The organism is Salmonella sp. SAL04196 (assembly GCF_046550835.1).
Taxonomy (GTDB): domain Bacteria; phylum Pseudomonadota; class Gammaproteobacteria; order Enterobacterales; family Enterobacteriaceae; genus Salmonella; species Salmonella enterica.
Genome location: NZ_JBGDXE010000011.1, coordinates 36,371 through 61,582, shown reverse-complemented (window position 1 = coordinate 61,582; position 25,212 = coordinate 36,371). Strand labels below are relative to the sequence as shown.

The window sequence follows — 25,212 nt, the reverse complement described above, 5'->3', positions numbered from 1 at the left end:
CGCCGCAATTTTGTAGTACTAGCGTGATATCAACCGTCGTTATCATGTCATTAATGTAGTACAACACAATTATGTTGTACTACAATTTAGATCACAAAAACGACAATTGGTTATGGGAACGTTATAAGACGTAAACGAAAGACATAAAAAAACCCGCAGCAAGTGCGGGTCGTTAAGCGCGTATTTGCCCGATGGCGACTATGCCTTATCGGGCGGGGAAATGGCCGGATGAGTGATCGGGGTTCAGCACAAATTTTTCAATCGCCCAGGCAACACCATCTTCAAGGTTCGATTTAGTCACAAAGTTAGCCACCTCTTTGACCGACGGAATGGCGTTGTCCATTGCCACGCCCATGCCGGCGTATTCGATCATCGCAATGTCGTTTTCTTGATCGCCAATCGCCATCACCTCCTCTGGCTTAATACCCAGCGCCTCGGCCAGTGATTTTACGCCGGTGCCTTTATTAACCCGTTTATCGAGGATTTCAAGGAAGTACGGCGCGCTTTTCAGCACGGTATACTTTTCCTTCACCTCTGCCGGTATACGCGCAATCGCCCGGTCGAGAACGGCAGGCTCATCGATCATCATAACTTTCAGGAACTGGGTGTTCGGGTCCATCTTCTCCGCTTCACAAAATACCAGCGGAATGGTCGCCACATACGACTCATGCACCGTGTAGTAGCTGATATCGCGGTTAGCGGTATAAAGCGTATTTCGGTCTAATGCGTGGAAGTGAGAACCCACCTCACGGGACAGTTTTTCCAGGTAACGGTAGTCATCATAGCTGAGCGCCGTTTGCGCAACCGTACTGCCGTCCCCTGCTTTCTGCACCAGCGCCCCGTTATAGGTGATGCAATAATCACCGGGCTGTTCCATGTGAAGTTCTTTCAGGTAACTGTGCACACCCGCATACGGACGGCCTGTGGTCAGCACCACGTTTACCCCTTTTTCACGCGCAGCGGCAATCGCGTTTTTAACCGCCGGAGAAATGGTGTGATCGGGCAGCAGAAGGGTGCCATCCATGTCGATAGCAATGAGTTTAATAGCCATGAAATCCCCGCATTAAATGAGTCCTGACTCATGCTAACGCGATTCCGCTCAAAAAACAGTAAAGAATCCGAGAGAAAGGGGGATAAGATTCACAAACGGGATTCCCCTTTTCAGGCCGTATTCTCCCTCCTGATGTATTAGATAACCTCATTAATCAAACAGAAAATACCGTTTTTCTAAAAGAATGTGTATTGCTACTTTGGACATCATCACTTAGAGCCTAATGGGATTGGCTCTTAATCAGTAAAAATCAACAAAAACTTATATTTTAAAACAACCTTATCCGATGAGAAGGAGATCGCTAATGTCGATGGCCCTTACCGCCCCCCCAACCAGGAAAAGATTTTTAATCGTTGCCTGTCTGTTTATTGGAATATTTATTGCTTATCTCGATCGCGTTAATGTTTCGGTATTAGCCGCGAATGAACCCTTCTTAGCCTATATGGGTATTGAAGGTATGCCATTGCAAATCGGCATGATGATGACCGTCTTTCTGGCCGCTTATGGTATCGCTAACGTTGTATTATCACCGCTTGGCGATTATCTCGGCCCCAGAAAAGCAATGATGCTTTGTATTCTGATCTGGACTATCGCTTTAATGATTGGCGGCGTAGCAACATCATTCGCTCTAATTATTATTTGCCGTATATTACTGGGCGTTGGGGAGGGTTTTTATTATCCGCTGCAAAGCGTATTTATTAAAAACTGGTTCCCGAAGCAGGAGCGCGGCAGAGCAAACGCGGCGTGGATCGTCGGCCAGTCGGTGGCACCCGCCATTGCGATGCCTTTTTTCACCTGGTGGATAGGCACCCACGGCTGGCGTTCCAACTTCTTTTTATGCGCCGCTCTCGGGTTAATCCCACTCTGGCTACTCTGGCGATATGTTGCTGATAAACCAGAACAACATAAAAGTATCAGCGAACAGGAACTGGCTTATATCAAAGCCGGACAGGAAACGGAAAGCGCAGGCAACAGCGAAAGTTTTATGTTGCGGGTCAAACCGGTGATCACCAACTATTGCTACTGGTTGCTGGTGCTGTGGTACCTGTGCCTGCAATGCCTGTACTGGGGGATGATTACCTGGCTGCCGACCTATCTTAAATCAGCCAGAGGATTTAGCTGGGCGGAAATGGGCTGGCTGGCGTCGCTTCCCTTTGTCCTGTCAATATTTTCTAAAGCCGCTGCGGGGATCTTCGTCGATAAAATAGGACGCAGCGCCCCCATATTAATGGTATTAATGTTTTTCGCTGGCGTCAGTATCTATTTCGGTACCATAACCGAACATAAATATATGTCAGCGGTACTCCTCTCCTTTGCTGTTGCTTTCTGTACGATGGGTACGCCCGTTGCCTGGACGTTATTACAGGGAATGATACCCGGAAAATCTATTTCCGCCGCCAGCGGCGTAATGAACGGCGTCGCCAATGGACTCTCTTCATTATCTCCCGTATTTATCGGCTTATTTATTTCTATCACTGGAACTTATACCGGCGGCTTACTATGCCTGGTTTTTATCAGCGCTATCGCCGTGGTATCGGCATTAATCTTAACGATTAAAAAATATTAATTACGAGGAGTAAATGATGAAAATTACCAGCGTTGATATTATTGATGTGGCGAACGATTTTGCGTCCGCCACCAGCAAATGGCGTCCGGTGGTGGTAAAAATTAATACCGACGAAGGCATTTCCGGTTTTGGCGAAGTCGGGCTGGCTTACGGCGTCGGCGCCTCTGCGGGCATCGGCATGGCAAAAGATTTAGCCGCCATTATCATCGGCATGGACCCGATGAATAACGAAGCTATCTGGGAAAAGATGCTCAAAAAAACCTTCTGGGGGCAGGGCGGCGGCGGCATTTTTTCCGCGGCGATGAGCGGCATCGATATCGCGCTGTGGGATATCAAAGGCAAAGCGTGGGGCGTACCGCTGTATAAAATGCTTGGCGGCAAAAGCCGCGAGAAAATCAGAACCTACGCCAGTCAGCTACAGTTTGGTTGGGGGGACGGCAGCGATAAAGATATGCTGACCGAGCCGGAGCAGTATGCACAGGCGGCGCTGACCGCCGTCAGCGAAGGCTATGACGCAATAAAAGTGGATACCGTCGCAATGGATCGCCACGGCAACTGGAACCAGCAAAACCTCAACGGGCCTCTCACCGATAAAATCCTGCGTCTGGGCTACGACCGTATGGCCGCCATTCGTGATGCGGTCGGCCCGGACGTGGATATCATCGCCGAAATGCACGCCTTTACGGATACTACATCCGCAATTCAGTTTGGTCGCATGATAGAAGAACTGGGTATTTTCTACTACGAAGAACCAGTCATGCCGTTAAACCCCGGACAAATGAAACAAGTAGCTGATAAAGTTAATATTCCACTGGCGGCTGGCGAACGCATTTACTGGCGCTGGGGATACCGTCCTTTCCTGGAAAACGGCAGCCTGAGCGTTATTCAGCCCGATATCTGCACCTGCGGCGGCATTACCGAAGTGAAGAAAATCTGCGATATGGCGCACGTTTACGACAAAACGGTGCAAATCCACGTTTGCGGCGGGCCGATTTCCACAGCGGTGGCGCTGCATATGGAAACCGCAATCCCCAACTTCGTCATCCACGAACTGCACCGGTATGCGCTGCTGGAACCGAATACACAGACCTGTAAATACAACTATCTACCCAAGAACGGCATGTACGAAGTCCCGGAGCTTCCTGGTATCGGCCAGGAGCTGACCGAGGAAACCATGAAAAAATCACCAACCATCACCGTAAAATAAGCCAACTGTCTGCCTGCGCCGCAGGCAGACCCCCTGTATTTGCGAGTCGTATCAACACGACCTTATCCAGCCTGAGATAAAATCCTCTCTGTAAAGGGGTAAGACAGGTGGCAAATGAATTTAACTATCCGGCAATTTCGCGCGTTTCTGGCCGTCGCGGATTTGCGTAGTTTTACCGCCGCCAGCAAATATCTGTGCATCACGCAGGGCGCCGTTAGCGGTTTAATCAACGAAATGGAAAGCCAGATGGAGGTTTCCCTTTTCGACCGCACTTCGCGCGTGGTGAAGCTATCGCCCGACGGCGAAAAGTTTTTACCCGCCGCCATGCGGGTTGTTGAAGAGTTTCAACGAGCCGAAAATTATGCCCGCGACCTGAAAGAGATCAAAAAATCCCTGGTGCGGGTTGTTGGCGCACCATTAATAGCCTGTGCTTTTCTGCCGCAAATCATCCATGCCTTTAAGCGGCAGCATCCGCATACCCACGTACAGCTTATTGATAAGCCCATGTCGCAATTACAAAAAAGCATTATGTTGGGAGAAGCCGATTTTGGTATCGGCCCTGAGCGACCGCTGGAACCGGAAATCGATAAACAAACGCTGTTCACAACGGAAATCGCCCTGTACTGCCATCCGGACTATCGGCTGCATAAAAAAGCGGTACGCTGGGAAGAGATTCAGAGTGAAGAGCTGATTGCTGTCGGCAACGAATCCGTTCCGATGATCTCCGCGACCGCTGGCGTGCGCATTAAGCCCAAAATGACGGTGGAACATATGGCGACCGCCATGTCGCTGGCGGCGCAGTGTGAAGGCGTGGTGATCGCCGGAACCTTTTCCCGCCATTACGCCAAAAGCTACCAATTAGCGACCTGTTCGCTCACGCCGCCGCTGCGGCGCAATATGAACGTGTATTACCATGCGTGGCGCGCACAAACGCCCGCCACGCAGCGCTTTAGAGATTTTTTATTCAGCTATGTCGATGAACATCATGATGCCCCGGCCAACCAGCGGTAGGCCGGGGATTAAGGCAGGTTAAATATCGATATTCGCCGCTTTCAGGGCGTTCTCTTCGATAAAGGCACGACGCGGCTCAACGGCATCACCCATCAGCGTGGTGAACAGCTGGTCGGCAGCAATCGCATCTTTGACGGTCACACGCAGCATACGGCGGCTTTCCGGGTCCATGGTGGTTTCCCACAGCTGATCCGGGTTCATTTCACCCAGACCTTTATAACGCTGGATAGCCAGACCGCGACGTGATTCTTTCACCAGCCACTCCAGCGCCTGCTCGAAGCTGGTTACCGGCTGGCGACGCTCGCCGCGTTCAATAAACGCATCCTCTTCAATCAGACCGCGCAGCTTCTCGCCCAGCGTGCAGATACGACGATATTCCGCGCCGGTCACAAACTCGTGATCCAACGGATAATCGGTATCCACGCCATGCGTACGCACGCGAACAATCGGCTCGAACAGATTCTGTTCCGTATTAGTATGAACATCGAACTTCCACTGGCTGCCGTGCTGCTCTTTCTCGTTCAGCTCGGTAATCAGCGCATTCACCCAGCGCGTTACAGTCTGCTCATCAGAAAGATCGGCTTCGGTCAGAGTTGGCTGATACACCAGCTCTTTGAGCAGCGCTTTCGGGAAGCGACGCTCCATACGACCAATCATTTTCTGCGTGGCGTTATATTCAGAGACCAGTTTTTCTAACGCTTCGCCGGATAGCGCCGGCGCATGAGCGTTCGCGTGCAGAGTCGCACCGTCAAGCGCGATGGAAATCTGGTACTGATCCATCGCTTCGTCGTCTTTAATGTACTGTTCCTGCTTGCCTTTCTTCACTTTGTACAGCGGCGGCTGCGCAATGTAGACGTGGCCGCGTTCAACGATTTCCGGCATCTGACGATAGAAGAAGGTCAACAGCAGCGTACGGATGTGCGAGCCGTCGACGTCCGCATCGGTCATGATGATGATGCTGTGATAGCGCAGCTTGTCCGGGTTGTACTCGTCACGACCGATACCGCAGCCCAGCGCGGTAATCAGCGTCGCCACTTCCTGAGAGGAGAGCATCTTGTCGAAGCGCGCTTTCTCGACGTTAAGGATTTTACCCTTCAGCGGCAGAATCGCCTGGTTCTTGCGGTTACGCCCCTGCTTCGCAGAGCCGCCCGCGGAGTCCCCTTCCACCAGGTACAGTTCGGACAGCGCCGGGTCGCGTTCCTGGCAGTCCGCCAGTTTGCCCGGCAGACCGGCTAAATCGAGCGCGCCTTTACGACGGGTCATTTCACGGGCGCGACGCGCCGCTTCACGCGCACGCGCGGCATCGATAATTTTGCCGACGACAATTTTCGCGTCAGATGGGTTTTCCAGCAGGTATTCGCTCAGCAATTCGTTCATCTGCTGTTCTACCGCCGATTTCACCTCGGAAGAGACCAGCTTATCTTTGGTCTGTGAGGAGAATTTCGGGTCCGGCACTTTTACGGAAACCACCGCAATCAGACCTTCACGGGCATCATCGCCGGTGGCGCTGACTTTAGCTTTTTTGCTGTAGCCTTCTTTGTCCATGTAGGCGTTCAGCGTGCGGGTCATCGCCGCACGGAAGCCTGCCAGGTGAGTACCGCCGTCGCGCTGCGGAATGTTGTTGGTAAAGCAGTAGATATTTTCCTGGAAACCATCGTTCCACTGCAGCGCTACTTCCACGCCGATACCGTCTTTTTCGGTGGAGAAGTAGAAGATATTCGGGTGGATCGGCGTTTTATTCTTGTTCAGATATTCAACAAACGCCTTGATGCCGCCTTCGTAGTGGAAATGATCTTCTTTGCCATCGCGCTTGTCGCGCAGGCGGATGGAGACGCCTGAGTTCAGGAATGACAGTTCACGCAGGCGTTTCGCCAGGATCTCATATTCAAATTCAGTGACGTTGGTGAAGGTTTCGTGGCTCGGCCAGAAACGTACCATCGTGCCGGTTTTATCGGTATCGCCAGTGACGGCCAGGGGTGCCTGCGGCACGCCGTGCTCGTAGATCTGACGGTGAATTTTGCCATCTCGCTGGATAACCAGTTCCAGTTTTTGCGACAGAGCGTTGACTACCGAGACGCCCACGCCGTGCAGACCGCCGGAGACTTTATAGGAGTTATCGTCAAATTTACCGCCCGCGTGCAGAACGGTCATGATCACTTCCGCCGCCGAGACGCCTTCTTCCGGGTGAATCCCGGTCGGAATGCCACGGCCATCATCCGTTACGGACACGGAGTTATCGGCGTGAATAGTCACGACGATATCTTTACAGTGACCTGCGAGCGCTTCGTCGATAGCGTTATCTACCACCTCGAATACCATGTGGTGCAGACCGGTGCCGTCATCCGTGTCGCCGATATACATACCCGGGCGCTTACGCACCGCATCCAGCCCTTTCAGGACTTTGATACTGGAGGAGTCATAAGAATTCGACATCAACGTTTCTCGCTCATTTAATCTTGGGTTAATCCGTTATTTTACCCTTTTCCACGGTAAACATCTTCGAATTTTCATCCGACATGTCTATAACGTGTTCAGCGCTAATTGCGCTGACAAAGACCTGCGATTGCGTGGCTTTTAAGCGGCTGGCCAGCAGTCCGCGACGCGCATCGTCAAGTTCAGAGGCAAAATCATCTATCAGGTACAGGCAGCGCCGCCCGCTTTCGCGGGTGAGGAACTCGCCCTGCGCCAGACGTAAGGCGCACATCAATAACTTTAGCTGCCCGCGCGACAGGGTATCTTCCACCGGCGCGCCGTCAGCGCGAATGCGAAAGTCCGCTTTATGCGGCCCGTGCGCGGTGTAGGTCAACATACGGTCACGCTCAAAGCTTCGCTCCAGCACGTCCGCATAGTCTGTCTCTTTCTCCCAGCCGCGCTGGAAAGAGAACGTCAGGGAAAATTCAGGTAAAAACTGCTGACAGGTATCCGCCATGTCCTGTGCGATAGCGCTACTGTACTCCGCCCGCCAGGTACTAATTTGTTCCGCCAGCGGAATCAGCTCCTTATCCCACGGGCGCAATTGCTCATAACGACTCACCTGGCGCAGCGCAGCATTACGCTGTTTCAGCAATCGTTTCAGGTTGCTCCAGGCGGTGAAGAATCCGGCTTCGTTGTGAAAGCATCCCCAGTCAAGGAACGCTCTTCTGTATTTGGGGCCGCCGTTGAGTAAAGTAAACCCCTCCGGCGTAATCAACTGCATCGGCATTAAATGCGCCAGCTCCGCGATCTTGTGACCGTCGGTACCATCGATACGGACTTTGCTGTCGCCCTGCTTATCTTTAGTTAAGCCAATCGACGTCTCACGCTCTTCGCCCTGTAATCGCCCGTGGAGAACAAACGCTTCCTGCTCATGACGAATCACGCGGCCAGGCTGCAAACTGCGAAACGCCCGACCGTGGCCAAGCGTATAGATAGCTTCCAGCACGCTGGTTTTGCCGCTGCCGTTGGCGCCAACCAGGAAGTTAAAGCCGGGGGATAAAGCGAGATCCGCATTTTCTATGTTGCGGAAGTCTTTGATTAGCAGTCTGGATAGCGACATATCAACTCATAACCAGGGCGTTATCGGCGCAGTTAGTCTGGTTACGGCCAGCGCACAGCAACCGGAGCGTACTGGAGTACGTGAGGATTGCTCGCTGCGCTCGCCCTTCGGGCCGTCCATAAGACGTCCAAAATACTTCGTATTTTGTGCGAGCACTGCCCGGAGCCAGAATAACAAGTAAGATAGCCCGATATTCTTTACAAGCGCATTGGCATAACAACATAGGCAGCCGACTGTGACGCCGCATCCTCAATCTGTACGCTGGATACGGAATCCGTCAGCATAATGCGCACGGTTTCGCACTTCAGCGCATTGAGCACGTCCAGCACGTAACTGACGTTAAAGCCGATTTCCATCTCCGTCCCGCCGTAGCTCACGTCCAGAATCTCTTCCGCTTCTTCCTGCTCCGGGTTATTGGCGGTGATTTTGAGCTGATTCTCACTGACGTACAGACGCACGCCGCGGAATTTCTCATTCGAGAGGATTGCCGCGCGGGCAAACGCCTGCTTGAGGATATCGCAGCCCGCTTCCAGATGTTTATCCGGATTCTTCGGCAGAACGCGACGGTAATCCGGGAAGCGACCATCCACCAGCTTCGAGGTAAAGATAAAGTCGCCGACGTGCGCGCGGATATTATTACTGCCAATCTGCACGCGCAGCGGGTTTTCGCCGCCGTCGAGCATACGCATCAGTTCAATCACGCCTTTACGCGGCACAATCACCGAGTGGCTGGGTAAAGACGCTTCCAGCGGCATTGAGCACACCGCCAGACGGTGGCCGTCGGTCGCGACAGTGCGCAGTTCGCTACCTTCCGTTTCAAACAGCATACCGTTTAAGTAGTAGCGCACATCCTGATGGGCCATCGAAAACTGGGTCGCTTCAATCAGGCGCTTCATCGTGGCCTGCGGCAGCGTAAATTCAACTTCGCTTTGCCAGTCGTCAAGATTCGGGAAATCGGCGGCAGGCAGTGTAGACAGCGAGAAGCGGCTACGGCCAGAACGCACCAGCATCCGATCGCCTTCCAACTGAACGGCAATCTCCGCGCCCTCCGGCAGGCCGCGGCAGATATCAAAGAATTTCCGCGCCGGCACGGTAGTGGCGCCTGGCTCATGCGGCTGAGAAAGCGTAACGCGCGCGACCATCTCCATTTCAAGATCGGTGCCGGTCAGAGAAAGCGTACCGTCCGCTACCTGGAGGAGCAGGTTACCGAGAATCGGCAGCGTAGGACGACCACCCAGCGGGCCGCTGACCTGCTGAAGCGGTTTTAATAAATGTTCACGTTCAACGGTAAATTTCATAGGATCACGACGATAGTGTTCTGATTAAATTCGAAAAATCTTCTTTGATATCGTGGCTTTCTTCACGCAGTTGCTCAATTTTACGACAGGCATGAAGTACGGTAGTGTGGTCGCGCCCGCCAAACGCATCGCCGATTTCCGGCAGACTGTGGTTGGTGAGCTCTTTTGCCAGCGCCATAGCCATCTGGCGCGGACGTGCTACCGAGCGAGATCGACGCTTAGAAAGCAGATCCGCAATTTTGATTTTGTAATACTCCGCCACCGTCTTCTGAATATTGTCGATGGTGACCAGTTTTTCCTGCAACGCCAGTAAATCGCGCAGCGCTTCGCGCACAAAGTCGATAGTAATCGCCCGGCCGGTAAAGTTGGCATTGGCGATTACCCGGTTCAGCGCGCCTTCCAGTTCACGTACGTTAGAGCGTAGACGCTTGGCGATAAAGAACGCTACCTCGCCTGGCAGACGAATATCATTTTCGTCCGCTTTTTTCATCAGGATCGCCACGCGGGTTTCCAGTTCTGGCGGTTCGATCGCCACTGTTAGCCCCCAACCAAAGCGGGACTTGAGACGATCCTCAACGCCGTTGATCTCTTTCGGATAGCGATCCGACGTCAAAATGATCTGCTGATTGCCTTCCAGCAGAGCGTTAAAGGTATGGAAAAACTCTTCCTGGGATCGTTCTTTATTGGCGAAGAATTGAATATCGTCGATCAGCAATGCGTCAACGGAGCGGTAGTAGCGTTTAAACTCTTCGATGGCGTTATTTTGCAGGGCTTTTACCATGTCCTGCACAAAGCGCTCGGAGTGCATATACACGACTTTCGCATTGGGTTTGCGCGCCATAATGCCGTTACCCACCGCGTGCAGCAGGTGAGTTTTACCCAGACCGGTGCCGCCATAGAGGAATAACGGGTTATAGGCGCCGCCAGGATTATCCGCCACCTGACGTGCCGCCGCGCGCGCCAGTTGGTTGGATTTACCTTCGACGAAGTTATCAAATGTATGTTTAACATTGACGTTGGAGCGGTAGGTCGGCTCCGCCGGCGCTGGTACGTTGTCCCAGCCCGAACGGGCCGCAGGCGCTACGCGCTGCGGCTGCGCCGTCGTTGTCTGCGCAGGCGCGACAACGTTATGCACAGGCGTTTTTAGCGTTTGCGTAACGGGCTTTGTTCCCACTTCAAAACGCAGTTGTGGGGCATCCGCGCCGCAGAATGTGTTGAGTAATCCATTGATATTGTTGAGGTACTTATCTCTTACCCAATCGAGCACAAAACGGTTTGGCGCATACAAAGCCAGCGTGTTATCGCTCAGTTCCGCCTGCAACGGGCGTATCCACATACTGAATTCTGTGGCTGGTAACTCATCCTGCAATCGGGCAAGACACTGCTGCCAAAGCGAAAGTGACACGGCGGACTCCACTCGAACAAAAGTCGATAAATGACAAAGGCTGATACATTAATGATTGTTGGCGCACGTCGATAAGACCCTGCATGAAGGGTGACGCACGAACCGCTGTCTGCGGTTTTCACGGATCTTTCAAACGATCGCGACTTCACGCAGTCTGAAAGATTTCGTGTTCATGCCTGACCAGGATCGTTTGAAACGATCAGGACCGCGGATCATAGCCTAAACTGAGCAAGAGATCTTCTGTTTCTCACAGATTCTTCCCGATTTATCCACAGGACTTTCCAGGAAAAGATAAGTGTAATCGATCCTGGGGAACTCCTGTACGCTTTCGCGCGCATATTGAAAAAATTAATAGGTAAAGGTGAGCAGACGCCTAAAAGATCGCATAAAGATCCAGGGCGATCCTTGCGCTTTACCTGGCAGTCCGTATAATTCTCCACCCGTCGCGCAATGCCCGTCATATGGCGTCAACGCTGCTTATTTTCCGCACAAAAAGGCGTGGAAAATCGCGGGAAAATAAGGAAAGAGAATTGACTCCGGAGTGTACAATTATTACAATCCGGCCTCTTTAATCACCCACACTGTGGCGTAAGTCGTTCAAAGTTTGTTCGGGTATACGCAAAAGTCAGTGAATTTATTCAAGTTTAGGTAGAAATCGCCATGAAACGCACTTTTCAACCGTCTGTACTGAAGCGCAACCGTTCTCACGGCTTCCGTGCTCGTATGGCTACTAAAAATGGTCGTCAGGTTCTGGCACGTCGTCGTGCTAAAGGCCGCGCTCGTCTGACCGTTTCCAAGTAATAAAGCTAACCCCTGAGTGGTTAAGCTCGCATTTCCCAGGGAGTTACGTTTGTTAACTCCCGCTCATTTCACATTCGTCTTCCAGCAACCTCAACGGGCTGGCACGCCGCAAATCACCATCCTCGGCCGCCTGAATTCGCTGGGGCATCCCCGTATCGGTCTTACCGTCGCCAAGAAAAACGTTCGACGTGCGCATGAACGCAACCGGATTAAACGTCTGACGCGTGAAAGCTTCCGTCTGCGCCAGCATGAACTTCCTGCAATGGATTTCGTGGTGGTGGCGAAAAAAGGGGTTGCCGACCTCGATAACCGTGCTCTCTCGGAAGCGTTGGAAAAATTATGGCGCCGCCACTGTCGCCTGGCTCGCGGGTCCTGATAGCCCTTATTCGGGTCTATCAACGCCTGATCAGTCCGCTGCTTGGGCCGCATTGTCGTTTCACGCCAACGTGCTCAAGCTACGGAATTGAGGCATTGCGCAGGTTTGGAGTGATAAAAGGCAGTTGGTTGACGGTGAAACGCGTATTAAAATGCCACCCTTTACACCCTGGTGGTGACGATCCCGTCCCGCCCGGACCATTTGATACCAGAGAACACTAACGATGGATTCGCAACGCAATCTTTTAGTCATCGCTTTGCTGTTCGTGTCTTTCATGATCTGGCAAGCCTGGGAGCAGGATAAAAATCCGCAACCTCAGACTCAACAGACCACGCAGACAACGACCACCGCAGCGGGTAGCGCCGCCGACCAGGGCGTACCAGCCAGTGGCCAGGGGAAAATGATTACGGTGAAAACCGATGTGCTTGATTTGACTATCAACACCCGTGGTGGTGATGTCGAGCAGGCCTTGCTCCCGGCTTACCCGAAAGAACTGGGTTCCAACGAACCGTTCCAGCTGCTGGAAACCACCCCGCAGTTTATCTATCAGGCGCAAAGCGGCCTGACAGGCCGCGACGGCCCGGATAACCCGGCGAACGGCCCGCGTCCGCTGTACAACGTCGAGAAAGAGGCGTTTGTACTGGCCGACGGTCAGAACGAACTGCAGGTTCCGATGACTTATACTGACGCCGCAGGCAACACGTTTACCAAAACGTTTGTCTTTAAGCGTGGCGATTATGCGGTTAACGTGAACTATAGCGTGCAGAACATCGGCGAAAAACCGCTGGAAGTTTCCACCTTTGGTCAGTTAAAACAATCCGTCAACCTGCCTCCTCATCGCGACACCGGCAGCAGCAACTTTGCGCTGCATACGTTCCGCGGCGCAGCGTACTCCACGCCGGATGAGAAGTATGAGAAATACAAATTCGACACTATTGCCGATAACGAAAACCTCAACGTCAGCTCCAAAGGCGGTTGGGTGGCAATGTTGCAGCAGTATTTCGCTACCGCATGGATTCCGCGTAACGACGGCACCAACAATTTCTACACCGCCAATCTGGGTAACGGCATTGTCGCTATCGGCTATAAAGCGCAGCCGGTACTGGTACAGCCAGGCCAGACTGGCGCGATGACCAGCACCCTGTGGGTCGGCCCGGAAATTCAGGATAAAATGGCGGCTGTTGCACCGCACCTGGATTTGACCGTGGACTACGGCTGGTTGTGGTTCATCTCTCAGCCACTGTTCAAGTTGCTGAAGTGGATCCACAGCTTTGTGGGCAACTGGGGCTTCTCCATTATCATCATTACCTTTATCGTTCGCGGTATCATGTACCCGCTGACCAAAGCGCAGTACACATCAATGGCGAAGATGCGTATGCTGCAGCCGAAAATTCAGGCGATGCGCGAACGTCTTGGCGATGATAAACAGCGCCAAAGCCAGGAGATGATGGCCCTGTACAAAGCGGAGAAGGTTAACCCACTGGGCGGCTGCTTCCCGCTGATCATCCAGATGCCTATCTTCCTGGCGTTGTACTACATGCTGATGGGTTCCATTGAACTGCGTCATGCGCCGTTCGCGCTGTGGATTCATGACCTGTCCGCACAGGACCCGTACTACATTCTGCCGATCCTGATGGGCGTAACGATGTTCTTCATTCAGAAGATGTCGCCGACCACCGTGACCGACCCGATGCAGCAGAAGATCATGACCTTTATGCCGGTCATCTTTACGGTGTTCTTCCTGTGGTTCCCGTCAGGTCTGGTGCTGTACTATATCGTCAGCAACCTGGTCACCATCATTCAGCAGCAGCTGATTTACCGTGGTCTGGAGAAGCGTGGCCTGCATAGCCGCGAGAAGAAAAAATCCTGATTCGGTGTAGGCCGGATAAGGCGAAGCCGCCATCCGGCAAGGCGCGCCGGTCAGCCTGATGGCGCTAACGCTTATCAGGCCTACAATCAAAAGGCGGTCATATGACCGCCTTTTTTTATTGCAACAAAGTTGAGACTAACCATGAGCCATAACGACACTATCGTCGCCCAGGCAACCCCACCGGGACGCGGTGGCGTGGGTATCCTGCGTATCTCTGGTCTGAAGGCGCGCGACGTTGCGCAAGAGGTGCTGGGCAAGCTGCCGAAGCCGCGCTATGCCGACTACCTGCCGTTTAAAGACGTTGACGGCAGCGCGCTGGATCAGGGTATTGCGCTGTGGTTCCCCGGCCCAAACTCCTTCACCGGTGAAGATGTGCTGGAGCTACAAGGGCACGGCGGTCCGGTGATCCTGGACCTGCTGTTAAAACGTATCCTGACGCTTCCAGGCGTGCGCATTGCCCGACCGGGCGAGTTCTCCGAGCGAGCGTTCCTCAACGATAAGCTCGATTTAGCCCAGGCAGAAGCCATTGCCGACCTGATCGATGCCAGTTCCGAACAGGCGGCGCGTTCGGCGCTAAACTCGTTACAGGGGGCATTTTCCGCCCGCGTTAACCACCTTGTGGAAGCACTTACTCACCTGCGAATCTACGTCGAAGCGGCTATTGATTTTCCGGATGAGGAGATCGACTTTCTCTCTGACGGCAAAATCGAAGCGCAGCTCAATGGCGTCATCGCCGATCTTGACGCCGTGCGCACCGAAGCGCGCCAGGGCAGCCTGCTGCGCGAAGGGATGAAGGTAGTGATTGCCGGACGCCCGAATGCCGGGAAATCCAGCCTGCTGAATGCGCTGGCAGGCCGTGAAGCGGCCATTGTCACCGATATCGCCGGTACCACGCGCGACGTGTTGCGCGAGCATATTCACATCGACGGGATGCCGCTGCATATCATCGATACCGCCGGACTGCGCGACGCCAGCGACGAAGTTGAGCGTATCGGCATCGAACGTGCCTGGCAGGAGATTGAACAGGCCGATCGCGTGCTGTTTATGGTGGATGGCACCACGACGGACGCCGTTGACCCTGCCGACATCTGGCCGGACTTTATCGCCCGTCTGCCCAAAAATCTACCGATTACCGTGGTACGTAACAAGGCGGATATCACCGGCGAAACGCTGGGTATTAGTGAAGTAAATGGTCACTCACTGGTTCGCCTCTCGGCGCGTACCGGCGAAGGCGTCGACGTGCTGCGTAACCACCTCAAGCAGAGCATGGGTTTTGATACCAATATGGAAGGCGGCTTCCTGGCCCGCCGCCGTCACCTGCAGGCGCTGGCGGAAGCCGCTGAACATCTTGAGCAGGGCAAAGCACAGCTATTAGGCGCGTGGGCGGGGGAACTGCTGGCGGAAGAGTTGCGCCTGGCGCAGCAAAGCTTAAGCGAGATTACCGGCGAGTTTACCTCCGACGACCTGCTGGGACGGATTTTCTCCAGCTTCTGTATCGGCAAATAACGTTATGTTGCCCGGTGGCGCGATGCTTACCGGGCCTACAAACCCCGTAAGCCGGATAAGGCGTTTATGCTGCCATCCGGCAGCAGTGATTTCCCATGCGGAAATCACTGTTGTCCAAATGGCAACTCGTCTCGCGCAACGTCGCCCCGTATTCTTAGCGCCACACTTTTCGTGAGGCCGCTATGAAACGTTTTCTACTGTGTAGTTTTGCCCTGGTTTTACTCTATCCTGCCGGTATTGATATGTATCTGGTCGGTTTACCGCGTATAGCCGCCGATCTGAACGCCAGCGAGGCGCAGTTGCATATCGCCTTCTCCGTTTACCTGGCCGGAATGGCGACGGCCATGCTGTTTGCCGGGAAGATAGCCGACCAGTCAGGCCGCAAGCCGGTCGCGATCGTCGGCGCGCTCGTCTTTATGATAGCCTCACTGCTTTGTTCACGGGCGTCGGAAGGCTCGCTATTTCTGAGTGGGCGTTTTCTTCAGGGGGTAGGAGCAGGCGGCTGCTATGTGGTGGCGTTCGCCATTCTGCGCGACACGCTCGACGAGCATCGTCGGGCGAAAGTGCTGTCATTATTGAATGGGATTACCTGTATTGTGCCGGTACTCGCCCCGGTGATGGGGCATTTGATTATGCTTCGTTTCCCCTGGCAAAGTCTGTTCTATACGATGTCCGCGATGGGCATTATTGTGGGCCTGTTATCACTGTTTATCCTGCGCGAGACGCGCCCGGCAAGGCTGGCTCCACGCGATTTATCACGATCGTCGCCCGCCGCCGAGTCGCTGGTTAACCGTTTTTTCGTCAGTCGACTGGCGATCACCACCCTTAGCGTGTCGGTGATCCTGACCTTCGTCAATGCCTCTCCAGTGCTGCTGATGGAGGTGATGGGATTTAGCCGTGGCGACTATGCCATTACCATGGCGCTCACCGCAGGCGTCAGCATGGTCGTCTCTTTTTCTACCCCTTTTGCGCTTGGGTTATTTAAGCCGCGAACCTTAATGCTCGTCTCACAGGGGCTGTTTTTGACGGCTGGCGTGACGTTAAGCCTTGCTAATACCAATACCGTCACGCTCTTTGGCCTGACGCTTATCTGCGCCGGATTCTCGGTTGGTTTTGGCGTCGCGATGAGCCAGGCGCTGGGGCCGTTTTCGCTGCGCGCCGGAGTGGCCAGTTCCACGCTGGGTATCGCGCAGGTTTGCGGTTCATCACTGTGGATTTGGCTGGCGGCAATACTCGGTATCAGCGCGATGAATATGCTGATCGGGATTCTGATTGGTTGTAGCATAGTGAGTATTCTGCTGATCTTCTCCGTCACGCCCAACAGGTCCGTAGCCGAGCATGAAGAAATCCCTTACCAATCTCGATCTTAATCTGCTGTTATGCCTACAGTTACTCATGCAGGAGCGCAGCGTCACTAAAGCTGCAAAACGGATGAACGTAACGCCCTCTGCGGTCAGCAAATCGCTGGCGAAACTCCGGGCATGGTTTGACGATCCGCTGTTCGTCAATACGCCGCTGGGCCTGGCGCCGACGCCGCTGATGGTCAGTATGGAGCAAAGTCTGGCGGACTGGATGCAGATGGGGAACCAACTGCTTGATAAGCCGCATCATCAAACGCCGCGCGGTTTAAAATTTGAGTTGGCGGCAGAGTCGCCGCTGATGATGATTATGTTTAATTCACTGTCGCAGCAGATTTATCAGCGCTATCCGCAGGCTACCATTAAGGTTCGCAACTGGGATTATGACTCGCTGGAGGCGATTACGCGTGGGGAAGTCGATATCGGATTTACCGGACGCGAAAGCCATCCCCGCTCGCGAGAATTGCTCAGTCTGTTGCCGCTCGCGATTGATTTTGAGGTGTTGTTTAGCGATTTGCCGTGGGTCTGGCTGCGGGAAGATCATCCGGCGCTGCGCGAAGCGTGGGATCTGGACACATTTCTGCGCTACCCGCATATCAGTATTTGCTGGGAGCAAAGCGATACCTGGGCGCTGGATGATGTCCTGCAAGAAATGGGACGCAAACGTCATATCGCGTTGAGCCTGCCGGGGTTCGAGCAGTCGCTCTTTATGGCCGCCCAGCCGGATCACACCCTGATAGCAACCGCGCCGCGCTATTGCCAGCACTACAATCAGCTCCACCAGCTACCGTTAGTGGCGCGCCCCCTGCCTTTTGATGCGCAACAGCGGGAAAAGCTGATGGTGCCGTTTACCCTATTATGGCACAAACGTAATAGTCATAATCCCAAGATTGTGTGGCTACGACAGGCTATCAACACGCTCTGCCGTCGCCTTATCTGACCACCTGCGTTGATAAATTAACCTTCCTCTTACCAGAAATGTCACCGTCTGATTAAAGAACGTTCTGAAATTGAATTTTTAGCGCGTAAAACCTGTCCATAATTTACGTTAATGTTACTCTCGTCATTATCACGGCCCATTAATCACGGAGCGAAAAATGGCGACTCACTTTGCCAGAGGGATACTTACGGAGGGACAGTTGGTTTCAATTCGTCTCTCTTCGTCTTGCCATATTGAAGCCAGAAACCTGCCTGCTCACCGACGAACGCGTTTTCTCGCCTCCAGAGGCCTTCTTGCCGAACTGATGTTTATGCTGTACGGAATTAGCGAGCTGCCGGAAATCATTATTCAGGCGAAAGGTAAACCCGCGTTTCGTGACAAAAATCTGCCAGGTTTTTCTATCTCCTACGCCGGAAATATGGTTGGCGTGGCGTTGACCACCGAAGGAGAGTGCGGGCTGGATATGGAATTACAGCGCACCTCCCGCGGCTTTCACCATCCGCATTCGCTCGAACGCCACCCTTTCTCCCGTAATGAAAACTTATGGGTAGCCAATCAAAACGATCCCAACGAAGCGCGAGCGCAACTCATCACATTGCGCCAGAGCGTGTTAAAACTCACCGGCGATGTCATGAATGACGATCCGCGGGAGCTGCAACTTTTACCCGTTGCCGGACGCCTGAAGTGCGCGCATGTCACACAGCTTGAAGCCGTATGCGATGCGGAAGATGTGCTGGTATGGTCCGTAACCGTTACGCCAGCGATAGAAAAATTAAAAGTGTGGGAGTTCGATGGCAAACTGGGCTGGAAAAGCCTGCCCGATATCCAGACGCGCGCCAATGAGCCAACCGGTCGTCTGATGCGATTCGCCCAACTCCCCGCCGCCAAATCGTATACGCTTAATCGTTCATAATGAAAAAAGGGGCACGTATGTCTGAAACGCTGAATGTGGTTACATTGCTGGGAAGTTTACGCAAAGGTTCCTTTAACGGGATGGTGGCGCGTACGCTGCCTAAAGTCGCGCCGGCAGGAATGACGGTATCGCCGCTGCCTTCGATCGGGGATATTCCGCTGTATGACGCCGATATCCAGCAGGAAGAGGGATTTCCAGCCAGCGTAGAGGCGCTGGCGGAGCAGATTCGCAACGCCGACGGCGTCGTCATTGTGACGCCGGAATATAACTATTCCGTTCCCGGCGGCCTGAAGAATGCCATCGACTGGCTATCCCGTCTGCCTGAGCAGCCGCTGGCGGGTAAACCCGTTCTTATCCAGACCAGTTCAATGGGGGCGATTGGCGGCGCGCGCTGCCAGTATCATCTGCGCCAGATTCTGGTGTTCCTTGATGCGATGGTGATGAATAAACCGGAATTTATGGGCGGCGTGATTCAGAATAAAGTCGACCCGCAACTGGGCGAAGTGATTGAGCAGGGAACGTTAGATCATTTGACCGGTCAGTTGACCGCATTTGGCGAGTATATTCAGCGCGTTAAAGCGTAAGTTCGTTAAAAACCCTCCCCCCGATGGGGCGAGGGTTCATTTCATCAGTGTGCGTCAATAAACACAATCTTCAGCACGAATAACAGCGCGACAATCACTACGCACGGGCTAAGGTCGCGCAGGCGACCGGTACCAATCTTCATCACGCAGTAAGAGATAAAGCCCAGCGCGATACCTTCGGTGATCGAGAAGCTAAACGGCATCATTACCGCCGTAATAAACGCCGGGACCGATTCGGTTAAATCCTGCCAGTTTACCCGCGCCAGGCTGGAGGTCATCAGCACGCCGACGTAAATCAGCGCGCCCGCCGCCGCGTAAGGCGGCACCATGCCCGCCAGCGGCGACAGGAAGATAACCAGCAGGAACAAAATACCGACCACTACTGCCGTCAAACCGGTGCGACCGCCCACCGAAACGCCGGAAGACGATTCAATATAAGCGGTCACAGAAGAGGTTCCGACAAATGCGCCAGTGACGGAAGAGATACTATCAACAAACAGCGCCTGCTTCATGCGCGGGAATTTGCCTTTCTCATCCGCCAGGCCGGCTTTATCGGTCACGCCAATCAGCGTACCGGAGGAGTCAAACAGGTTTACCAGCATGAAGGAGAAAATAACCCCCGCCAGGCCAAGATTGAACGAGCCTGCCAAATCGACATGCCCGACCACGCTGGTGACGCTTGGCGGCGCGGAGACAATGCCGTTGTAGTGCACATCGCCCATCATCCAGCCAAGCAGCGTCGTGACGATGATGGACACCAGCACCGCCGCATGAATGTTGCGCGAAGCGAGAATCGCAATAATAAAGAATCCGAGAACCCCCAGCAGCACGCTGTGCGAGGTCAGGTTGCCGATGCTGACCAGCGTTTCTGGATTGGCGACAATCACGCCGGCGTTTTTTAGCCCCATCATGCCGATAAACAGGCCGATGCCGCTGGTGATGCCCACGCGCAGGCTGACCGGAATGTTGGCGATCATCCAGTAACGCACGCGGAAGATAGTCAGCAATAAAAGACCAACAGCGCCCCAGAAAATGGCGCCCATGCCTACCTGCCACGGCAGTCCCATTGCCTGCACAACCACGAAGGCAAAGAACGCATTCAGCCCCATCGCGGGCGCCAGCGCCACCGGCAGGTTAGCGAACAGGCCCATCAGAATACTGCCAAAGGCCGCAATCAGACAGGTGGTCACAAAGACGGCGCTGGTATCCATGCCAGCTACGCCCAGAATTTGCGGGTTAACAAAAACGATATAAACCATCGTCAGGAAAGTGGTAAAACCGGCGATCACTTCGGTTCGTGCCGTCGTGCCATGTTCGCGCAGTTTAAACACGCGTTCCAGCATACCCTGACCAGAAGCCTGGGTGGTGTGTTGTTGACTCATTATCAATTTCCGGAGAAAGGAGGGAAAATTCGCCGTTATCCTATACCAAAATGCGACACCTGGCGCAGTTGTGTGGTAATTTTTTTCACTCAATTTGTTAGTACGGCAACGATTGCGTCCCCTCATTCAGCATTACGTAAACGTTAAACTTGTTAAAATGGAAATGACATGTCCCAAATCGAAGCGGTGTTTTTTGACTGTGACGGCACGCTGGTCGACAGTGAAGTGATTTGCTCGCGCGCCTATGTCACTATGTTCCGGCAGTTCGGCATTACGCTTGAGCTCACGGAAGTATTCAGACGCTTTAAAGGCGTAAAGCTCTACGAAATTATCGATACCATCAGTAAAGAGCATGGCGTTGCGCTGGCAAAGGCGGAGCTGGAACCCGTGTATCGCGCCGAGGTTGCGCGCCTGTTCGATACCGAACTGGAAGCGATCGCGGGCGCAAATACCCTGCTGGAGAGCATTAAGACGCCGATGTGCGTGGTATCCAACGGGCCGGTCAGTAAGATGCAGCATTCGCTGGGTAAACTGGGCATGTTGCATCATTTTCCCGATTTGCTGTTTAGCGGTTACGATATTCAACGCTGGAAGCCCGATCCGGCGCTGATGCTCCATGCGGCGAACGCCATGAAGGTCAATGTTGAGAAGTGTATTCTGGTGGATGATTCCAGCGCAGGCGCGCAGTCAGGAATTGCAGCGGGAATGGAAGTGTTTTATTTCTGCGCCGATCCGCATAACAAGCCGATCGATCACCCTAACGTGACGACGTTTACCGATTTGGCGCAGTTGCCGGGATTGTGGAAAGCGCGCGGGTGGGAGATTACGCGTTAACTGAAATGCCGGATGGCGCTGACGCTTATCCGGCCTACAGCATCTGTACCTGTAGGCCCGGTAAGCGCAGCGCCACCGGGCAAAAGAATGAGATTTACTCTTTCGGATCTTTCCCCGCCAGCAGCTTATCCAGCTCATCTCCGCCCACGTGACGGAAATCCTGCCCCTTCACGAAGTAGAAGATGTATTCGCAAATATTCTGGCAACGGTCACCGATACGCTCGATAGAGCGCGCGCAGAATAACGCGGTCAGCACGCTGGGAATGGTGCGCGAGTCTTCCATCATGTAGGTCATCAGCTGACGCACGATGCCTTCATATTCCTGGTCAACTTTCTTGTCTTCACGGTAGATACGCACCGCTTCGTCGAGATCCATCCGCGCGAACGCATCCAGCACGTCGTGCAGCATCTGCACGGTGTGGCGACCCAGCGACTCCAGGCTGACCAGCAGCGGCTGGTGCTGCTGGGAGAATTTCTCCAGCGCGGTACGGCAGATTTTATCCGCCACGTCGCCAATGCGCTCCAGTTCGGCGATGGTTTTGATAATCGCCATTACCAGACGCAGATCGCTCGCCGTCGGCTGGCGCTTGGCGATAATACGCACACAGGCTTCATCGATGGCGACTTCCATCATATTAACCTGATGATCGCCTTCTACCACGCGCTTCGCCAGCTCGCTGTCCTGGTTGTGCATGGCGGTGATAGCGTCAGAAAGCTGCTGCTCCACCATGCCGCCCATGGTCATTACCTGAGTGCGGATGCTTTCCAGTTCGGCATTGAACTGGCCGGAAATATGTTTATTAAGGTTCAGACTGTCCATTACGCACTCCTGAATTAACCGTAACGACCGGTGATATAGTCTTCTGTTTGTTTCTTCGCGGGCTTGGTGAACAGATCGTCCGTGTTGCTGAACTCAATCAACTCGCCCAGGTACATAAACGCCGTATGATCGGAACAACGTGCCGCCTGCTGCATGTTGTGGGTCACGATCACCACGGTGTAATCCTGTTTCAGCTCGGTGATCAGCTCTTCAATCCGCCCGGTAGAGATCGGGTCCAGAGCTGAACATGGCTCATCCAGCAGCAGCACTTCCGGGCGAATGGCGATACCGCGCGCAATGCACAGGCGCTGCTGCTGACCACCGGAGAGAGAGTACCCGCTCTGGTGCAGTTTATCTTTGGTTTCGTTCCATAATGCGGCCTTGGTCAAGGCCCACTGCACGCGTTCGTCCATATCGGCGCGAGACAGCTTCTCAAACAGACGCACGCCAAAGGCGATATTGTCATAGATGGACATCGGGAACGGCGTCGGCTTCTGGAATACCATCCCCACTTTTGCGCGCAGCAGCGCGATATCCTGGGTGTTGGTGAGAATATTGTCGCCATCCAGCAGAATTTCACCTTCCGCGCGCTGCTCCGGATAAAGCGAATACATTTTATTGAAGGTACGCAGTAGCGTTGATTTACCGCAGCCGGATGGCCCGATAAATGCCGTTACCTGATTCTTCGCGATATCCAGATTAATGTTCTTCAGGGCATGGAATTTGCCGTAGTAGAAGTTCAAATCACGAACCTGAATCTTACTCGGGGCAGTTTCAACCATACTCATTTCACTCTTTTCCTCATCCAGCGCCGCATCCGCCACGCCGTAAAATAATGCCTGATGGCGCTACGCTTATCAGGCCTACAATGTCTTTAACCGTGTTTTTTCTTCGCGAAAACAACACGCGCCAGAATATTCAGCAGCAGTACGCACAGGGTAATAATCAGCACGCCCGCCCAGGCTAATTGTTGCCATTCGGCAAACGGGCTCATCGCGAATTTAAAGATGGTCACCGGCAGGTTGGCGATCGGCTGCATCATGTCGGTGCTCCAGAACTGGTTCGAGAGCGCGGTAAACAACAATGGCGCCGTTTCCCCGGCGATACGGGCAATGGCCAGCAGAATACCGGTCATAATGCCGGAGATAGAGGCTTTCAGCGTAATCGCGGAGATCATCTTCCACTTCGGCGTACCCAGCGCGTAGGCGGCTTCACGCAGGCTATCCGGCACCAGCTTGAGCATGTTTTCAGTGGTACGGATAACGATCGGTACCTGCAACAGCGCCAGCGCAATCACCCCTGCCCAACCGGAGAAGTGCTGCATCTGCGCCACCACGATGGTGTAAACAAACAGCCCCACAACAATTGACGGCGCGGAAAGCAGAATGTCGTTAATAAAGCGAATGATTTCCGCCAGCCAGGATTTACGGCCATATTCCGCCAGATAGATCCCGGCCATAATCCCCAGCGGCGTACCCAATACGGTAGCCCAGAGAATCAATAATCCACTCCCTGCCAGGGCGTTCGCCAGCCCGCCGCCCGCCGTGTTCGGCGGCGGCGTCATTTCGGTAAACAGCGCCAGCGACATACCATCAATGCCGCGCGTGATGGTGGACATCAAAATCCAGATCAGCCAGAACAGGCCAAATGCCATCGTCGCCATTGAGAGCGTTAGTGCGATACGGTTCTTCATGCGGCGACGCGCCTGCATCTTGCGACGGGATTCCGCGAGCTGCGCGGTGTTCTGCATATCAAGCGTAGCCATTAACGTGCTCCCTCGTTCTTCGCCAGACGCATAATCATGAACTTAGACGCCGCCAGGACGATAAAGGTGATCACAAACAGAATCAGCCCCAGTTCCATCAACGCTGCCACGTGCAGACCCGATTCCGCCTCAGCGAATTCGTTCGCCAGCGCGGAAGTGATGCTGTTGCCCGGCATATACAGCGACGCGCTGTCGAGCTGGTAGGTGTTGCCGATGATAAAAGTGACCGCCATCGTTTCACCCAGAGCACGGCCCAGCCCCAGCATAATGCCGCCGATCACGCCATTTTTGGTGAACGGTAGCACGATGCGCCAGATAACTTCCCAGGTAGTACAGCCTATACCGTAAGCGGACTCTTTCATCATTACCGGCGTTTGCTCGAAGACGTCGCGCATAACCGCCGCAATGTAGGGGATGATCATGATGGCGAGGATGACGCCCGCCGCCAGAATGCCGATACCAAACGCCGGGCCGGAGAACAGCGCGCCGACAAACGGAATGTTGGAAAGAATATTGCCGACCGGCTCCTGGAAGTACGTCGCAAACAGCGGCGCGAAGATAAACAGCCCCCACATGCCGTACACGATACTGGGAATTGCCGCCAGCAGTTCAATGGCGATGCCGAGCGGACGCTTTAGCCAGCCTGGCGCCAGCTCGGTTAAAAACAGGGCAATGCCGAAACTGACCGGAACGGCGATCAGCAGTGCGATAAAGGAGGTCACCAGCGTGCCATAAATGGGCACCAGAGCGCCGTAGATATCGTTTGGCGCGTCCCATTCCTTAGTCCAAAGAAATGAGAAACCAAATTTCTGAATACTTGGCCAGGAGGAGATGATCAATGAGACGATAATACCGCCCAACATCAATAGCACAATCAGCGCAGCCAGTTTTACCAGCGCGCTGAAAATCATGTCGCCTTTTTTACCCGGCGGGTTAAAAGCAGGCTTGGTTGCAGCCATAAATTACTCTTTCCATTAAACGCGTTTTAC

General features: G+C 53.7%; 23 protein-coding genes. 13 read left to right on the top strand and 10 right to left on the bottom strand.

The window, feature by feature from the left end; all coding sequences use genetic code 11:
• Window positions 1-205 precede the first annotated feature (205 nt).
• Window positions 206-1,051, bottom strand: a complete 846-nt coding sequence (gene yidA, locus ACLJPE_RS22185; protein WP_000985570.1) for a sugar-phosphatase — start codon at window positions 1,049-1,051, stop codon at window positions 206-208.
• A gap of 304 nt (window positions 1,052-1,355) precedes the next feature.
• On the opposite strand from yidA, the gene ACLJPE_RS22180 reads away from it, so the two are divergent.
• The 3 genes from ACLJPE_RS22180 to ACLJPE_RS22170 all read left to right on the top strand — a co-directional run bounded on the left by ACLJPE_RS22180 (window position 1,356) and on the right by ACLJPE_RS22170 (window position 4,836).
• Entirely contained in the window at window positions 1,356-2,618 is a 1,263-nt protein-coding gene (locus tag ACLJPE_RS22180) for an MFS transporter (protein ID WP_017442054.1), read from the top strand.
• Between the two features lie 13 nt (window positions 2,619-2,631).
• Window positions 2,632-3,825, top strand: coding sequence for a mandelate racemase/muconate lactonizing enzyme family protein (locus ACLJPE_RS22175; RefSeq protein WP_000975837.1), 1,194 nt, complete (start codon window positions 2,632-2,634; stop codon window positions 3,823-3,825).
• Window positions 3,826-3,939: 114 nt separating this feature from the next.
• Window positions 3,940-4,836: a LysR family transcriptional regulator gene (locus tag ACLJPE_RS22170; RefSeq protein WP_023233452.1), complete on the top strand. Its 897-nt coding sequence runs from the start codon at window positions 3,940-3,942 to the stop codon at window positions 4,834-4,836.
• Between the two features lie 18 nt (window positions 4,837-4,854).
• Here ACLJPE_RS22170 and gyrB read toward each other — a convergent pair whose 3' ends face one another.
• The 4 genes from gyrB to dnaA form a co-directional block, all read right to left on the bottom strand.
• Window positions 4,855-7,269, bottom strand: a complete 2,415-nt coding sequence (gene gyrB / locus ACLJPE_RS22165; protein WP_000072047.1) for a DNA topoisomerase (ATP-hydrolyzing) subunit B — start codon at window positions 7,267-7,269, stop codon at window positions 4,855-4,857.
• 28 nt (window positions 7,270-7,297) lie between these two features.
• Window positions 7,298-8,371, bottom strand: a complete 1,074-nt coding sequence (recF, locus tag ACLJPE_RS22160; RefSeq protein ID WP_000059373.1) for a DNA replication/repair protein RecF — start codon at window positions 8,369-8,371, stop codon at window positions 7,298-7,300.
• A gap of 197 nt (window positions 8,372-8,568) precedes the next feature.
• Window positions 8,569-9,669: a DNA polymerase III subunit beta gene (gene dnaN, locus ACLJPE_RS22155; protein ID WP_000673474.1), complete on the bottom strand. Its 1,101-nt coding sequence runs from the start codon at window positions 9,667-9,669 to the stop codon at window positions 8,569-8,571.
• Window positions 9,670-9,673: 4 nt separating this feature from the next.
• Complete coding sequence (gene dnaA, locus ACLJPE_RS22150) at window positions 9,674-11,074, bottom strand: chromosomal replication initiator protein DnaA (protein WP_000059093.1); 1,401 nt, start codon at window positions 11,072-11,074, stop codon at window positions 9,674-9,676.
• A gap of 660 nt (window positions 11,075-11,734) precedes the next feature.
• Here dnaA and rpmH point away from each other — a divergent pair.
• The 9 genes from rpmH to ACLJPE_RS22105 all read left to right on the top strand — a co-directional run bounded on the left by rpmH (window position 11,735) and on the right by ACLJPE_RS22105 (window position 19,422).
• On the top strand, window positions 11,735-11,875 hold the full coding sequence (gene rpmH / locus ACLJPE_RS22145; RefSeq protein ID WP_000831330.1) for a 50S ribosomal protein L34: 141 nt from the start codon (window positions 11,735-11,737) through the stop codon (window positions 11,873-11,875).
• 16 nt (window positions 11,876-11,891) lie between these two features.
• Window positions 11,892-12,251, top strand: a complete 360-nt coding sequence (gene rnpA / locus ACLJPE_RS22140; protein WP_000239725.1) for a ribonuclease P protein component — start codon at window positions 11,892-11,894, stop codon at window positions 12,249-12,251.
• Complete coding sequence (gene yidD, locus ACLJPE_RS22135) at window positions 12,215-12,472, top strand: membrane protein insertion efficiency factor YidD (RefSeq protein ID WP_001307474.1); 258 nt, start codon at window positions 12,215-12,217, stop codon at window positions 12,470-12,472. The genes rnpA and yidD overlap by 37 nt, the downstream gene beginning before the upstream one ends.
• 2 nt (window positions 12,473-12,474) lie before the next feature.
• Window positions 12,475-14,121, top strand: coding sequence for a membrane protein insertase YidC (yidC, locus tag ACLJPE_RS22130; protein ID WP_023136900.1), 1,647 nt, complete (start codon window positions 12,475-12,477; stop codon window positions 14,119-14,121).
• A 141-nt stretch (window positions 14,122-14,262) separates the two neighbouring features.
• Window positions 14,263-15,627: a tRNA uridine-5-carboxymethylaminomethyl(34) synthesis GTPase MnmE gene (gene mnmE, locus ACLJPE_RS22125; RefSeq protein ID WP_000019081.1), complete on the top strand. Its 1,365-nt coding sequence runs from the start codon at window positions 14,263-14,265 to the stop codon at window positions 15,625-15,627.
• Window positions 15,628-15,809: 182 nt separating this feature from the next.
• Window positions 15,810-16,997: an MFS transporter gene (locus ACLJPE_RS22120; RefSeq protein WP_039514679.1), complete on the top strand. Its 1,188-nt coding sequence runs from the start codon at window positions 15,810-15,812 to the stop codon at window positions 16,995-16,997.
• Complete coding sequence (gene yidZ / locus ACLJPE_RS22115) at window positions 16,966-17,925, top strand: HTH-type transcriptional regulator YidZ (protein WP_000749365.1); 960 nt, start codon at window positions 16,966-16,968, stop codon at window positions 17,923-17,925. Before ACLJPE_RS22120 ends, yidZ begins: the two co-directional genes overlap by 32 nt.
• A 157-nt stretch (window positions 17,926-18,082) precedes the next feature.
• Window positions 18,083-18,838: a 4'-phosphopantetheinyl transferase family protein gene (locus tag ACLJPE_RS22110; protein ID WP_000190678.1), complete on the top strand. Its 756-nt coding sequence runs from the start codon at window positions 18,083-18,085 to the stop codon at window positions 18,836-18,838.
• Window positions 18,838-19,422 (top strand): NADPH-dependent FMN reductase, encoded by a 585-nt coding sequence (locus ACLJPE_RS22105; RefSeq protein WP_001608976.1) that lies wholly within the window; start codon window positions 18,838-18,840, stop codon window positions 19,420-19,422. The genes ACLJPE_RS22110 and ACLJPE_RS22105 overlap by 1 nt, the downstream gene beginning before the upstream one ends.
• Window positions 19,423-19,466: 44 nt before the next feature.
• On the opposite strand, the gene adeP is transcribed toward ACLJPE_RS22105, so the two are convergent.
• The gene (gene adeP, locus ACLJPE_RS22100) at window positions 19,467-20,804 is read right to left on the bottom strand and encodes an adenine permease AdeP (RefSeq protein ID WP_001519317.1); all 1,338 of its coding nucleotides are present in this window, start codon (window positions 20,802-20,804) and stop codon (window positions 19,467-19,469) included.
• A gap of 168 nt (window positions 20,805-20,972) precedes the next feature.
• On the opposite strand from adeP, the gene yieH reads away from it, so the two are divergent.
• Window positions 20,973-21,638 (top strand): 6-phosphogluconate phosphatase, encoded by a 666-nt coding sequence (gene yieH / locus ACLJPE_RS22095; protein ID WP_000078081.1) that lies wholly within the window; start codon window positions 20,973-20,975, stop codon window positions 21,636-21,638.
• A gap of 94 nt (window positions 21,639-21,732) precedes the next feature.
• Here yieH and phoU read toward each other — a convergent pair whose 3' ends face one another.
• The 4 genes from phoU to pstC form a co-directional block, all read right to left on the bottom strand.
• Window positions 21,733-22,458: a phosphate signaling complex protein PhoU gene (gene phoU, locus ACLJPE_RS22090; protein WP_000377800.1), complete on the bottom strand. Its 726-nt coding sequence runs from the start codon at window positions 22,456-22,458 to the stop codon at window positions 21,733-21,735.
• Between the two features lie 14 nt (window positions 22,459-22,472).
• Window positions 22,473-23,246, bottom strand: a complete 774-nt coding sequence (gene pstB, locus ACLJPE_RS22085) for a phosphate ABC transporter ATP-binding protein PstB (RefSeq protein WP_000063118.1) — start codon at window positions 23,244-23,246, stop codon at window positions 22,473-22,475.
• An 86-nt stretch (window positions 23,247-23,332) separates the two neighbouring features.
• Complete coding sequence (gene pstA / locus ACLJPE_RS22080) at window positions 23,333-24,223, bottom strand: phosphate ABC transporter permease PstA (RefSeq protein WP_000212197.1); 891 nt, start codon at window positions 24,221-24,223, stop codon at window positions 23,333-23,335.
• Window positions 24,223-25,182: a phosphate ABC transporter permease PstC gene (gene pstC, locus ACLJPE_RS22075; protein WP_000741630.1), complete on the bottom strand. Its 960-nt coding sequence runs from the start codon at window positions 25,180-25,182 to the stop codon at window positions 24,223-24,225. The genes pstA and pstC overlap by 1 nt, the downstream gene beginning before the upstream one ends.
• Window positions 25,183-25,212 lie beyond the last annotated feature (30 nt).